Here is a 12,335-nt window from a genome sequence, read left to right on the forward strand (position 1 = left end):
TGGAAAAGATGGCATACGCTTGCCCGCCGTCAATCTACATATAGTGTTTGCCCGGTACGCTCTATCCCACATCTAGTGTGAATGTGAATGCTGTTGGGAGAAGATATGGAACACAGTACGGAAGCCGTCGTTGCCAGCCTGCCCGGGGAGGTCGTCAAGCGCGATGGAGAAAGAACCGCTTTCGCCATCGAGCGCATCCGGTCCGCATTGCGCCGCGCCGGCGCCGCGGCCGGCGAATTCGGCGAAGCGCAGGCAGCCAGCCTGGCCGAGCAGGTGTGCAGGGTCCTGGCGCACCGCTTCCATGACCAGACACCCGGTGTCGAGCAGATTCAGGATGTGGCCGAGCAGGTGCTGATTGCCGCCAACTACAGCAACACGGCGCGCGCGTTTATTGCCTATCGTGGCCAGCACGCCAGGTTGCGCGAGGACCGCAAGGCCCTGGTCGACGTGGAGGCGTCGATCAACGAATACCTGAGCAAGGCGGACTGGCGCGTCAATGCCAATGCCAACCAGGGCTACTCGCTGGGCGGGCTGATCCTGAACGTGGCGGGCAAGGTTACCGCCAATTACTGGCTGTCCCATGTCTACGCGCCGGAAATCGGCGAGGCCCACCGCAACGGCGATATCCATATCCACGATCTCGACATGCTCAGCGGCTACTGTGCCGGCTGGTCGCTTCGCACGCTGCTGCATGAGGGCTTCAACGGCGTGCCGGGCAAGGTGGAAGCGGGGCCGGCCAGGCGCATGTCGTCGGCCGTGGGGCAGATCGTCAATTTTCTCGGCACGCTCCAGAACGAATGGGCCGGTGCGCAGGCGTTCTCGTCGTTCGACACTTATATGGCGCCATTCGTGCGCAAGGACGCCATGTCCTATGCCCAGGTGCGCCAGTGCATCCAGGAGCTGATCTACAACCTGAACGTGCCGTCGCGCTGGGGCACGCAAACGCCATTTACCAACCTGACCTTCGACTGGACCTGTCCCGACGACCTGCGCGAACAGCTGCCGGTCATCGGCGGCCAGGAGATGCCGTTCACCTACGGCGAATTGCAGGAAGAGATGGACCTGATCAACCGCGCCTATATCGAGGTGATGACGGCGGGCGATGCCAAGGGCAGGGTGTTTACCTTCCCCATCCCGACCTACAACATCACGCGCGATTTTCCGTGGGAATCGGAGAATGCCACGCGGCTGTTCGAGATGACGGCGAGGTACGGGCTGCCGTACTTCCAGAATTTCATCAACTCGGAGCTGGAGCCAAATATGGTGCGCTCCATGTGCTGCCGGCTCCAGCTGGACCTGCGCGAGCTGCTCAAGCGCGGCAACGGCCTGTTCGGCAGTGCCGAGCAGACCGGCAGCGTGGGCGTGGTCACGGTCAATTGCGCACGCCTGGGCTACCTGCATGCCGGCGATGAAGCGGCGCTGCTGCGCGCGCTGGACCGTCTGCTCGAACTGGGCAAAGAGAGCCTGGAGAACAAGCGCAAGCTGATCCAGCGCCTGATGGATCAGGGGCTGTTCCCCTATTCGAAGCGCTACCTCGGCACCTTGCGCAATCATTTTTCAACGCTGGGCGTGAACGGCATCAACGAGATGATCCGCAACTTCACCGCTGACCTGCACGACATCACCTCGGAATGGGGCCATGCCTTCGCGCTGCGCCTGCTGGAACACGTGCGCGAGCGCATCGTGGCCTTCCAGCAGGAAACCGGCCATCTCTACAATCTCGAAGCCACGCCGGCCGAGGGGGCGACATACCGCTTTGCCCGCGAAGACCGCAAGCGCTGGCCGGAGATCCGCCAGGCCGGCACGGCGGCACAGCCCTACTACACAAACTCTTCGCAACTGCCGGTGGGATGGACCGACGACCCCTTCGAGGCGCTGGCGCGGCAACAGGTCTTGCAGTCCAGGTACACCGGCGGCACGGTGCTGCATCTGTATATGGGCGAGCGCCTGTCCAGCGGCGAGGCCTGCCGCGAACTGGTGCGGCGCGCGCTGACGCGCTTTCGCCTGCCGTACATCACGGTGACGCCGACGTTCTCGATCTGCCCCACGCACGGTTACCTCGCCGGCGAGCATCCGTTCTGGCCGCGCTGCGATGAAGAGATCCTCGCGCGCAAGCGGGACCGGATCGCCGCTTGACCAGGATCAGCCGTTCTTCTCGTGCCCTTGTTTTTTCAACCCACTCTCAAGACGGAGTAAATCTGATGACGCACCAATCGACTCACCAATTTCAATCCTCGCCATCCACGCCATCCCAACCTTGCAGCGCCGTGCTGCGCGACGAGGAGCGGCAACCCTGCGAGGTCTGGACCCGCGTGATGGGCTACCACCGGCCGGTCTCCAGCTTCAACACCGGCAAGCAGGGCGAGCACCGCGAGCGGCGCTTCTTCACGCAGCCCCATGCCACCGACGCCTGACGTACGCGCGGCGGCGGCCCGGCGCCGGCACGACTCGGCCACGTTGCGCGTTGGCGGCATGACGCCGCTGACCACGATCGATTTCCCCGGCCGTCTGGCCGCCGTCGTGTTCTGCCAGGGCTGTCCCTGGCGGTGCGGCTATTGCCACAACCAGGACCTGCTGGATGCCGGCGCACCGTCCGCCGTCGCCTGGACGGACGTGCTGGCCTTCCTGCAAACGCGGCAGGGCCTGCTCGACGGCGTGGTGTTTTCCGGGGGCGAGCCAACGCTGCAGGCGGCCCTGGCCGGCGCCATCGCGGACGTGCGGGCCAGGGGCTTCGAGGTCGCGCTGCACACCGCCGGCATGTACCCCGATCGCCTGGCCGCCATCCTGCCCCGGCTGGACTGGATCGGCCTCGATCTCAAGGCACCCCTGCATCGCTATGACGCCATGACACGGGTGCCGGGCAGCGGGGAGAGGGCTTGGGAATCGCTGCGCCGGTGGCTTGCCAGCGGCGTGGCCGGCGAGTGCCGCACCACCTGGCACGCCGGCCTGTTCGATATCGCCGAGCTGCATGCGCTGGCGCAGAGAATCGCCGCGCTTGGCGTGACGCATTGGGCGTTGCAGGCGTGCCGCGGCAGCGGCGCGAGCGCCTCGCTTGACCGCCGCGATATCGACCGGCTGGCATCGCACTTCAGCAGTTTCACGCTGCGCAAGGCGTGACGGAAGCGTCGGCATTGCGCTATGTCAATCGATCGGCGGGTAGGGGCCACGCAGCCAGCGTGGTCCGTACTACGATGGGATGACGCGTGACAGGAAACCAACTGGAAACCAACAGGAAACCAACGGGAATGCGCAAGGAGGCCAGCATGCTCACCAGACAAAGTTCGAACGCGACGGACAGGTTCGATTACCAGGGTCCAGAGGCGTGGCGCATGCCGATCAGGGAAGCCCTGCGCCGCGTGGTGGATCCGGAACTAGCGCTAAGCATCCTTGACGTTGGCCTGATCTACGCCGTCACCGTATCGGAGGGCACAGTCCATGTCTCGATGACCATGACGTCCGCCGCATGCCCGGTGGCCGACATGATCCTGGACGACGTCCAGCTCGAGCTTGAAGGCGTGATGCCGCTGGGGTACTCGATCGAACTGGAATTATGCTGGGAGCCCCCATGGACGCCAGAGCGCATGAGCGCCAGCGCAAAGCACGCCATGGGATGGTGAGCGCGGCCGCGCGTGGCGCGCAAGGGCGCCAGCGCAAGACCTGGCCTCGGCTGGCGGTGCTGCTGCTGGCGGCAATCGCGTTGCTCGCGGGCATGCTCGGCGGTCTGTTGCGCGCCGGCGTGGCGCTGCCCGGGGCAGACGGCTACAAGCTGCCTTGGCAAGCGCTGTTATTCCACGGTGCGTTGATGACTGGCGGCTTCTTCGGCACGGTCATCGGCATCGAGCGCGCGGTGGCGCTCGGCCGTCCCGCCGCCTTCGCCGCGCCGGTGGCGTCGGGGCTGGGTGCGCTGCTGATGGTGGCGGGATTTCCTGCCGCTGGCGCGTGGGCCATGGCGGCGGGTGCGCTGGTGTTCGTGGGCGTCAGCGTGGCGGTGCTGCGGCGCCAGGCGGCTGCCCATACCGCCTTGCTGCTGGTTGCCTCGGTCGCCTGGCTGGCCGGCAGCGCGGGGCTGGCCTCAGGCCGCTGGCTGGCCTCGGTCAACGCCTGGTATTTTATTTTCCTGGTTGTCACGGTGGCCGCCGAGCGGCTTGAAATGACACGCCTGATGCGCCGCCGACCCGGCGCGCAAGCGGCCTTGCTTGCCATTCTGGCGGCGCTTGTGCTAGGCGCTGCCGGCTCGGCGCTGGAAGGGAACGCGGGAAGGATCGGGGGTGTCGTGTATGGTGCATCGCTGGTGTTGCTTGCCGCCTGGCTGGCACTGTTCGACATTGCGCGCCGTACGGTGCGCAGCCCCGGACTGAGCCGCTACATGGCGGTCTGCCTGCTGCTGGGCTACGCCTGGCTGCTGGTGGCCGGCGTGGCGTGGGCGGGCACCGCGGCGGGGTGGCCCTGGCGCGACGCGGCGCTCCATGCGCTGGGACTGGGCTTCATCGTCAGCATGGTGATGGCACATGCGCCTGTCATCCTGCCGGCGATCACGCGCATCAAGCTGCGGTTCGGCAACAGTTTCTATGTGCCGCTTGCCATGCTGCACCTTTCGCTGGCCGCACGGCTGAGCCTTGGCCACCAGTCGCCGGCAGTCAAGGCCGTGGCGGCGACGGGCAACGTTGCTGCCATCCTGGTCTTCATTGCCGTCATGGCCGCCGCGGCGCGGGCATGGCGAGTCCGCGCGGCGCCGCGTTCCCGGCAGCCCTGATCGTGCCACCAGACGCCGCCGGCATGTGGCCACGTCGGCGCCAGTTGCGATGCCCTCAATTTCCGAGCGGATTCACCGCGACTGCGGCGGCATGTGGCGCGGCCGGGAACGCCCGCGCCAGCACGTCGGCGAGGGTATAGCTTTCAAGATGCTGCAGGAAACGCCTGCGAGCGCCATCCATGACGCAGCAAAGATGCTCGTCGCTCGCGAACTTGCGGGCGCTGCCGTCGGCCAGGCCGGCAACCAGATCGAAATCCGGCTCCACGCTGCGAACCACGTCGCCTAGATTGATGCTCCCTGGCCCGGATGACAGCTGCATGCCACCGCCTCTGCCGCGCACGGTCGCGATCCACCCTTGGCGGCTCAGCTTGTGCGTCACCTTGACCAAGTGGGCCCTGGAGATGCCGTAAGCCTGCGCGATTTCGCTGTTGGTACACATCCGGTCTGGATGCCGCGCCACGTAGATCAGCAGCCGTAGCGCGTAGTCGGTCATGGTGGTAAGGCGCATCGCATGGATTCCGCTTCGGGTTCGGCACCGCCATGAGGCGTTTAGCCTCCGGCAAACCGGCGCTGAAGCGCCTGGATATCGTGAATCAAGACTTCGGGGCCGGCCACGCTGATCAAGGTAGCTTCGCTGAGCCGCTGCAGGGTGCGCGAGAGCGTGGCCGGCGACAGCCCCAGCTTGGAGGCGATCAGGTTCTTGTTGACGGCAAAGCGCGTCAGGTTACCCTCTCGCGGCCCGTTCAGCAGGTAGCCGATCACCCTTTGCTGCGAGTTGTGCAGGTTCACCGTCTCGATATCCTGCACCAGGGCATGCAGACGCATCGACAGCCCGGCAAGCATGCGGCGCGCAAAGGACGGGTCGTGATCGATGGCGGCGAATATATCCTTTTTGTCGAGCAGGATAAGCAGCGTGTCTTCGAGCGCCTGGGCATCCACCAGGTAGGGGCGGTCAAGAAACATGACGGCCTCCCCAAATGCCTCGCCGGGGCCAAAGAACTCGACGACTTTCTCGGGATTGCCGTGCGCCGACGGCAGGGCCAGCTTGATCTGGCCAACAGCAACGACATATAGACCTGGAGCCGCGTCGCCGCGCCGGAAGACATGGCTGTGCTTGGGGACTCTGACCTCATGGCAGGAACCCGCAAGCTCGGCCAACTGGGTTGCATCGAGGTTCCGGAACAGCGGCAAGCTGCCAAGCAGTCCATCGAGGTTAAGTTTGTGGCGCATGGCGTGCCTCAGTGGGGGTAGTTGCATCTGTCAATCCATCGGAGCAAGCCTCCAGGGCAAACCGGCCGCGCGGGGCGGGAACATGGTTGCGTATCCGGAGCGCCACGACAGGCTTGTAGCCCGTAGGATTCCACGCCAGGCCCAAACGGATCTTGTGGCAGATCAAGTCATCCCGCCTTGGCTGGGAAGCTTCGCCGCAAATGACGTGACGCACGGATGGCTGCGCGCGGTCACTAGCGGGCGCCTCTTCTTTGCGCCATGCGCTGGCCAATTCCGGCAAGGCGATCGGGCGGCAGCCGGACGGCTGCAGGATAAACCTCGCGCTCCTCCCGCGATGCGTGCTCGGGATAGAGGGTGGCGAACGCGCCGAGCTCTGGCGGGGCAGGGTGCCTTGCCCCTTGCGACATCGCCTCCAGCCAGGGCTGCACGCAGTACCACAGCTCGCCCAGGTGCCCATGCTCGGCATCGAGCTCGTCAATTCGCGCAGTCAAGCTGGCATCACCCAGCTCGCGCAGTGCGGGAAACAGGTCCTCCTCCTCGTCCGCGTGGTGCAGCGGCGCAGCCAGCTGGAAGTACCTCAGCACGCTGGCGGCGGCGGCTCGTGCCTCTTCATCCGCGCCGTGCAGCGCCACATGCTGTTCCAGCCTGGGGCAAAGGCCGGCGAAACGCCGCACCTTGTCGTGGCAGGCCAGCAGCATCTCAATCGGTGAATCGAAGCCAGGAAGACTGGCGATGGGAGAAAACATTGTCGCGCTCCGGGTTGGCCTGGCCAGGCCATCGCCAATCGCCCGCTGCCGGGTTCGGCCAGGCGCGGACAGACTGGTCTGGTTTCAAGTATCGCCCGAAGCGCGGCGCGCCTTTTTGAGATAGCGCAAGCAGTCGCGGTGATGGCCCGCTGGCGGCCTTCGCCCCTTCGCCAGTAGTGCAACGCTTTACCGCGATCAAGGACAGCGCCGGTCTTTGGCGGCTAGCATGGCTGCGCCAAGATTGACAGCGAGGGCAGGGCAGCCGCTGCCCGCCCCCCACTTGCCTAAGCGCGGAGATTGACACGATGCCGAGACCACTTTCCCCTTCCGATATCTGCGAGGACCCCTGTGCGCCACATCCCCTATCCCGAGAGCATCTTGCGGCATGGCAGCGAGCATGAAGACCGCGCACCTGAAATACGAGAATGCCCCCGGCCCATCGGTGGTCCTTGGCTGCCTGCTGCCGGCGCCATGGCTTGGCGCCGCCGCGGGTTTGCTGCTGGCCTTCGGCTCCGCGGACGGCCTGCCATCCCGGTTCTCCCCAACCGTGCTGGCGGCGGTCCATCTGCTCGCATTGGGGATGCTGGTTCCCGTCATGCTGGGGGCACTGTTCCAGATGATGCCGGTGGTCGCCGGGGTGCGCATACGCGGGACTGCCGGACTGGCACCCTGGGTCGCGTTGACAGGAGGGAGCACCGCGCTCGCGCTGGCAGGTGGATTCCTTGCTGGCCGACCACTCGGCTTTCGCGTGGCCATCATGCTGGGGGCGCCTTTTCTCAGCCTGGTCGGACTGGCATTGCTGCGGGCGGGCGCGCGCGTGGTTGCCGTGGACGCCACCACGCGCACCCTGGCAGGCATAGGCGCGGCGCTGATCGCGACGGTCACGACCGGCGCGGCGCTGGCTGGCGTGCTTGGCGGGCAATGGCAGCTAGCGCTGGGGCCGCTGCTGCAACTGCATGTCGCCTGGGGGCTGGTTGGCTGGCTGGCCACGCTCGCGACCGGTGTCGCGACCACGGTGGTGCCGATGTTCTGGCAGACCAGGCGCCTGCCTGCCGGCCTGGAGCGCTTCTTGCCCTGGGGAATCTGGTTGCTTCTGCTGGGCTATAGCGGCGCGGTGATCGATCTGCCGCAGCGCGCCGGCGCCGGCGCGGCGCCTCTTCTGCTGCTCCTGGGGACACTCTCGGCATTCGGATTGGGCGGCATGCTGCGTGCGCGGCGCCGCCATGATCCCGGCTGGCGTCTTTGGGCGGCCGCCTGCGCGAGCGCCCTGGGCGCGGTGGCGTTGTCGCTGGCGGCCATCGCCCTGCCAACGGCCGTCGCGATCCCGTGGTGGATAGGATGCGCCGTGCTGGTCGGATGCGGGGTGCTGCCGGTAACGGCGATGACTGGCAAGATCGTGCCTTTCCTGATCTGGCTGCATTTGCGCCGCCGGTTGCCACTGCCGGCCCGGATCCCCGCCATGCAAGCGATGATTTCACCCGGGCAGCAGCGCTGGCAAGCCAACTTGCTGCTGCTCGCCTATGTCCTGCTGCTGGCGCTGCCACTGGCGCCGCGATGGCTGGCTTGGCCCGGTGGCGTGCTGTTCGCGGCTGCCAACGTCTGGCTCGGCCTGCAACTGCTGCGCGCTGTGCGGTGTTTCCGCCATGTCATGGCCACGGGCGGGCTGCCACCCCGGCACCCGGATCGGCGGGAGGCTGGGCACAGCGGGCATGTCGGGATGCCCTGATTGCCACCGTTTGACAATCACTGCCCGGCGTTTCACGCCACTGGCCCGCACCAGATTGCCTGGCTCGGCAAGTCTTCAGAGCAGTCGCCGGGAAGGCACTTGATCTGGGTCAGGCTTTTCTAAAATGCGCATTCATCATGCTTGTTTTGCGAAGCCAAGAAGACAGAATGCATGGCATGCTCGTTTCCGGAGCTCTTTTCATTCATTCGAGGAAATCGCCATGCTCGGCCTGCTCAGTTTGTCGCTGCTGGCGCTGAACACACTGTTCTGGTGCACACCGCTTTTCATCCTCGCGGTGTTGAAGTTGCTATTGCCGTTTCCCGCCGTACGGTTACGCATAGACCCTGTCCTCAATCGCCTCGCCACTGCCTGGATCACTTGCAACGATGCCTGGATCGGCCTTCTGCAACGCGAGCCCTGGGATGTGGAAGGCGTGGACCAATTGCGCTATGCCGGCTGGTATCTCGTGAATTGCAACCACCGCTCCTGGGTCGATATCTTCGTGCTCCAGCGCATCCTGAACCGGCGCATCCCGTTGCTGAAATTCTTCCTGAAGCAGCAACTGGTCTATGTGCCGGTGATCGGCCTGGCTTGGTGGGCACTGGATTTTCCGTTCATGCGCCGGCATTCCAAGGCGGCGCTGCGCAAGCGCCCGCAGTTGCGCGGGCAAGACCGTGAGACCACGCGGCGTGCCTGCGCCAAGTTCGCCTTGGTGCCGACCAGCGTAATGAATTTTGCCGAGGGCACCCGCTTTACCCCCGCCAAGCACCGGGCCCAGTCTTCACCCTACCGGCACTTGCTCAAGCCGAAGGCCGGCGCACTGGCGCTGGCGCTCAATACGATGGGCACGCAGTTTCGCGCGCTGCTGGACGTGAGCATCGTCTATCCCGACGGCACCCCCAGTTTCTGGCAACTAGCCTGCGGCCGGGCCGGACGCGTCGTCGTGCGCATTCGCGAACTGCCGATCCCGGTCGAATTCTGCAGCGGTGACTACGATGGCGATGCCGCGTTCCGCCGCGAGTTTCATCGCTGGCTGACGCAACTGTGGGAGGAGAAGGATCGGCAGATCGAAGCGATGCTGGCCCAAGCCGTGCGTTGAACACGGCTCGCCGCCGCGGTGTTTGTCCCCTGGCGCATGCACCCATCCGCCCGCCCCCCCGTCGCCGTGCCGGAATAGGTTAATCTTCCGCGCAGATGATCGGCCTCAACTCGCCGGCCGCCGGGGCGTCCTCCACCCGGGCGGCCGGCTCTCGTATCCCAAGATGAACGAACCTTCTCGCCCGCAGCTTGTTGGGGAGCATGCCTCCATCGTCGCTCTGCGTGAACTGGTCGCCCGCGTTGGGCGCAGCCAGGCTAGCACCGTGCTGATCTATGGCGAGACCGGGACGGGGAAGAGCCTGGTGGCGCGCATGCTCCACGCGCAGTCCAATCGGGCCGGGCGCGAGTTCATCGATATCAATTGCGCTGCGATTCCCGCCCAGTTGCTCGAATCCGAGTTGTTTGGCCATGAGCGTGGATCGTTTACCGGCGCGGTCAGCAGGAAGGAGGGACTGATCGAGGCGGCGAATGGCGGCACGGTCTTCCTGGACGAAGTCCGCGAGCTGGATCCCGTGATGCAGTCCAAGATCCTGACGCTGCTGGACACGCGGCGGTTCCGGCGGGTCGGCGCGGTGCGTCCCATCAGCGTGGACGCCCGCTTTATCGCAGCGACCAACAAGATCCTGCTGAGCGAGGTCAAGGCCGGCAAGTTTCGCGAGGATCTGTATTACCGGCTGCAGGTGATCGCCATCAATATCCCGCCGCTGCGCGAGCGTGGCGACGACATCTTTCTGCTCGCGAGCAACACGCTGGCGAAGTACAACGCCCAGTACGGCAGCCATTTCCGGCGGCTGGATCCGGAGGTGGAGCGCATTTTCCGCGCGTACCGGTGGCCGGGCAATGTGCGTGAACTCGAAAACCTGCTGGAGCGCATCTGCCTGCTGGAGGAGGGCGATTGCATCCGGCCGTGCCACCTGCCGGCGCGCATCCTGCGGGACGTGGCGCGGCCTGCGGACGCATTGGACGATGCCGTGGCGCAGCCGGATGCAATGAACGGGCGTGCCGGGTCCGAGCCGGGGCAGGACTATCACGAGGCCACGGCTCGCTTCCAGCGTGCGCTGATCGAGCAGACGCTGGTGTCGTGCCACCAGAACCTCAGTGCGGTGGCCGAGAGACTGGGGTTGAGCCGGCATGCCTTGCGGCACCAGATGATGAAGCTGGGCCTGCTGGCCCCGACTGCCGGAAGCGACGAGGACGATGCGTGAATTTCACGCAATTGCGGCGCCTGTTCCGCGTGAGAATCACGCGGAAGGTGAAGGGCGTTACGCTAAATCTATGAAATATAAAGATATTTTCAAAATTCGCCCTGTGGCATGCAATCTGCTCTAGATGATTCGTCAAGCCCGGCTTGGGGAAGACACCATCTGGAGAACACTGCATGCAGTCCCTGAAGATCATTTGTCCTAATGGCCATCTCGGCTTCGCCCCGTTGCGCACCGAGAGCTTTGGGTTGGGGGTGGAGGCGGGCCCTGACTACATCGCGGCCGATTCGGGAAGCGACGACGTGGGCCCGGTGCCGCTGGGGTCGGACACCTCGACGAGTCCCGAAGCCTGGCAACGCCACGATCTGGAGCAAATGCTGCTGGCGTCGCGCCGTCTCGGCGTACCGATGATCATCGGTTCGGCCGGCGACACGGGGTCGAACAGCCGTGTGGACCTGTTCGTGCGGATCATCGGCGAACTGGCCGCCAAGCATGGCCTGAAGAAGTTCCGGGTCGGCTACTTCTATTCCGAGGTGGACAAGGCTTTCCTTCGCGAGTCAATGCGGCGCGGAAAGACGGTAAGCGGGCTCGATGGCTTTGCAGACCTGACCGAAAGCGAGCTCGATGCAACCGACCGTATCGTCGCCATGGCGGGCGTCCATCCCTATGTGGCGCTGCTGCGCCAGGGCGCCGACGTGATTATTGGCGGGCGCAGCTCGGATGCCGCGGTCTTTGCCGCGCCGGCACTGCACCACGGCTTTTCCGCCGATCATTCCTACTACCTAGGCAAGGTGCTCGAGTGCGCATCGTTCTGCGCCGAGCCCTATGGCGGCAAGGAGACCGTGATGGGCGTCATCTCGCACGAGGACGTCCAGGTCACGGCGATGCATCCCGAGCAGCGCTGCACCGTCGCCTCCGTATCCGGCCATGCGATGTACGAGCGCTCCAATCCGTATGAGGAGTTTGTCGCCGGGGGCAGGCTGGACATGACGCATTGCCGCTACGCGCAGGTGGACGATCGCACCACGCGCATCACGGGCTCACGCTTTATCGAGGCGGAAACGGTCCGGGTCAAGCTGGAAGGCGCGGGGAAGGTGGGCGAGCGCTTCGTCGGCCTGTGCGGCATCCGCGACCCCTACACCATCGCCAACGTGGACCGGGTGATTGCGTGGGCACGCGAGCAGGTGCGCACGCGTTTTGGCGACAGCGGCTATCAACTGCACTACAACGTGTATGGCCGCGATGGCGTGATGGGCGAGCTGGAGCCGCTGCGCGACCGGCCGGGGCATGAGCTCTGCGTGCTGGTGCAAGGGGTCGCCCCGACCCGCGAGATGGCCGAGGAGGTGACGATGATCGGCTTGCGCCAGATGTTCTATGCGCGGCTGCCTGACGTCAAAGGCACGGCCGGTTCGGTGTCGTTCCCGCTGGACGAAGTCCTGCACGCCAGCGCGGCCTACCGTTGGACGCTGAACCACACGGTGGAGGTGCAAGACCCCATGGCGCTGTTCCCCACCCACCTCATTGAAGTTGGCGTCTGAGACGGGCGCCGCATATGGCAACGACGACGACAACGGCTACGA

The 12,335-nt window shown here is 65.4% G+C and carries 12 protein-coding genes; 9 read left to right on the forward strand and 3 right to left on the reverse strand.

Annotation, left to right across the window (positions count from 1 at the left end; translation table 11 throughout):
* The first annotated feature begins 105 nt into the window (after positions 1 to 105).
* From AB4061_RS30595 to AB4061_RS30615, 5 genes are all read left to right on the forward strand, one after another.
* A complete protein-coding gene (locus AB4061_RS30595; protein WP_441639965.1) occupies positions 106 to 2,136 on the forward strand; it encodes a ribonucleoside triphosphate reductase in 2,031 nt (676 codons plus the stop codon).
* 65 nt (positions 2,137 to 2,201) lie between these two features.
* A complete protein-coding gene (nrdD, locus tag AB4061_RS30600) occupies positions 2,202 to 2,414 on the forward strand; it encodes an anaerobic ribonucleoside-triphosphate reductase (RefSeq protein ID WP_441639966.1) in 213 nt (70 codons plus the stop codon).
* Entirely contained in the window at positions 2,398 to 3,117 is a 720-nt protein-coding gene (locus AB4061_RS30605) for an anaerobic ribonucleoside-triphosphate reductase activating protein (protein ID WP_441639967.1), read from the forward strand. Before nrdD ends, AB4061_RS30605 begins: the two co-directional genes overlap by 17 nt.
* A 146-nt stretch (positions 3,118 to 3,263) precedes the next feature.
* On the forward strand, positions 3,264 to 3,617 hold the full coding sequence (locus AB4061_RS30610) for a metal-sulfur cluster assembly factor (protein ID WP_441639968.1): 354 nt from the start codon (positions 3,264 to 3,266) through the stop codon (positions 3,615 to 3,617).
* Positions 3,566 to 4,753 carry a hypothetical protein gene (locus AB4061_RS30615; protein WP_441639969.1) on the forward strand — a complete coding sequence of 396 codons (1,188 nt, stop codon included), beginning with the start codon at positions 3,566 to 3,568 and terminating at the stop codon, positions 4,751 to 4,753. Before AB4061_RS30610 ends, AB4061_RS30615 begins: the two co-directional genes overlap by 52 nt.
* A 55-nt stretch (positions 4,754 to 4,808) precedes the next feature.
* On the opposite strand, the gene AB4061_RS30620 is transcribed toward AB4061_RS30615, so the two are convergent.
* The 3 genes from AB4061_RS30620 to AB4061_RS30630 form a co-directional block, all read right to left on the reverse strand.
* Positions 4,809 to 5,261, reverse strand: coding sequence for an RrF2 family transcriptional regulator (locus AB4061_RS30620; protein WP_441639970.1), 453 nt, complete (start codon positions 5,259 to 5,261; stop codon positions 4,809 to 4,811).
* Between the two features lie 41 nt (positions 5,262 to 5,302).
* The gene (locus AB4061_RS30625; RefSeq protein WP_441639971.1) at positions 5,303 to 5,983 is read right to left on the reverse strand and encodes a Crp/Fnr family transcriptional regulator; all 681 of its coding nucleotides are present in this window, start codon (positions 5,981 to 5,983) and stop codon (positions 5,303 to 5,305) included.
* Positions 5,984 to 6,216: 233 nt separating this feature from the next.
* Complete coding sequence (locus AB4061_RS30630; RefSeq protein WP_441639972.1) at positions 6,217 to 6,729, reverse strand: hemerythrin domain-containing protein; 513 nt, start codon at positions 6,727 to 6,729, stop codon at positions 6,217 to 6,219.
* 385 nt (positions 6,730 to 7,114) lie between these two features.
* Here AB4061_RS30630 and AB4061_RS30635 point away from each other — a divergent pair, with 385 nt between their 5' ends.
* The 4 genes from AB4061_RS30635 (at position 7,115) to AB4061_RS30650 (ending at position 12,293) form a co-directional block, all read left to right on the forward strand.
* The gene (locus AB4061_RS30635) at positions 7,115 to 8,455 is read left to right on the forward strand and encodes a hypothetical protein (RefSeq protein ID WP_441639973.1); all 1,341 of its coding nucleotides are present in this window, start codon (positions 7,115 to 7,117) and stop codon (positions 8,453 to 8,455) included.
* Between the two features lie 220 nt (positions 8,456 to 8,675).
* Positions 8,676 to 9,554 carry an acyltransferase gene (locus tag AB4061_RS30640; protein ID WP_441639998.1) on the forward strand — a complete coding sequence of 293 codons (879 nt, stop codon included), beginning with the start codon at positions 8,676 to 8,678 and terminating at the stop codon, positions 9,552 to 9,554.
* A gap of 163 nt (positions 9,555 to 9,717) precedes the next feature.
* Entirely contained in the window at positions 9,718 to 10,758 is a 1,041-nt protein-coding gene (locus AB4061_RS30645; RefSeq protein WP_441639974.1) for a sigma-54 interaction domain-containing protein, read from the forward strand.
* A gap of 173 nt (positions 10,759 to 10,931) precedes the next feature.
* Positions 10,932 to 12,293, forward strand: a complete 1,362-nt coding sequence (locus AB4061_RS30650) for an acyclic terpene utilization AtuA family protein (RefSeq protein WP_441639975.1) — start codon at positions 10,932 to 10,934, stop codon at positions 12,291 to 12,293.
* The last annotated feature ends 42 nt before the right edge of the window (positions 12,294 to 12,335 follow it).

It is taken from the genome of Cupriavidus sp. YAF13 (assembly GCF_052113425.1).
In the GTDB taxonomy this organism is placed as follows: Bacteria; Pseudomonadota; Gammaproteobacteria; order Burkholderiales; family Burkholderiaceae; genus Cupriavidus.

Coding starts and splice junctions, on each gene's coding strand:
- AB4061_RS30645 (WP_441639974.1), top strand. CDS start 9,718: ATGAACGAACCTTCTCGCCCGCAGCTTGTTGGGGAGCATGCCTCCATC.
- AB4061_RS30610 (WP_441639968.1), top strand. CDS start 3,264: ATGCTCACCAGACAAAGTTCGAACGCGACGGACAGGTTCGATTACCAG.
- AB4061_RS30595 (WP_441639965.1), top strand. CDS start 106: ATGGAACACAGTACGGAAGCCGTCGTTGCCAGCCTGCCCGGGGAGGTC.
- AB4061_RS30630 (WP_441639972.1), bottom strand. CDS start 6,729: ATGTTTTCTCCCATCGCCAGTCTTCCTGGCTTCGATTCACCGATTGAG.
- AB4061_RS30635 (WP_441639973.1), top strand. CDS start 7,115: ATGGCAGCGAGCATGAAGACCGCGCACCTGAAATACGAGAATGCCCCC.
- AB4061_RS30650 (WP_441639975.1), top strand. CDS start 10,932: ATGCAGTCCCTGAAGATCATTTGTCCTAATGGCCATCTCGGCTTCGCC.
- AB4061_RS30620 (WP_441639970.1), bottom strand. CDS start 5,261: ATGCGCCTTACCACCATGACCGACTACGCGCTACGGCTGCTGATCTAC.
- AB4061_RS30605 (WP_441639967.1), top strand. CDS start 2,398: ATGCCACCGACGCCTGACGTACGCGCGGCGGCGGCCCGGCGCCGGCAC.
- AB4061_RS30615 (WP_441639969.1), top strand. CDS start 3,566: ATGGACGCCAGAGCGCATGAGCGCCAGCGCAAAGCACGCCATGGGATG.
- AB4061_RS30625 (WP_441639971.1), bottom strand. CDS start 5,983: ATGCGCCACAAACTTAACCTCGATGGACTGCTTGGCAGCTTGCCGCTG.
- AB4061_RS30640 (WP_441639998.1), top strand. CDS start 8,676: ATGCTCGGCCTGCTCAGTTTGTCGCTGCTGGCGCTGAACACACTGTTC.
- nrdD (WP_441639966.1), top strand. CDS start 2,202: ATGACGCACCAATCGACTCACCAATTTCAATCCTCGCCATCCACGCCA.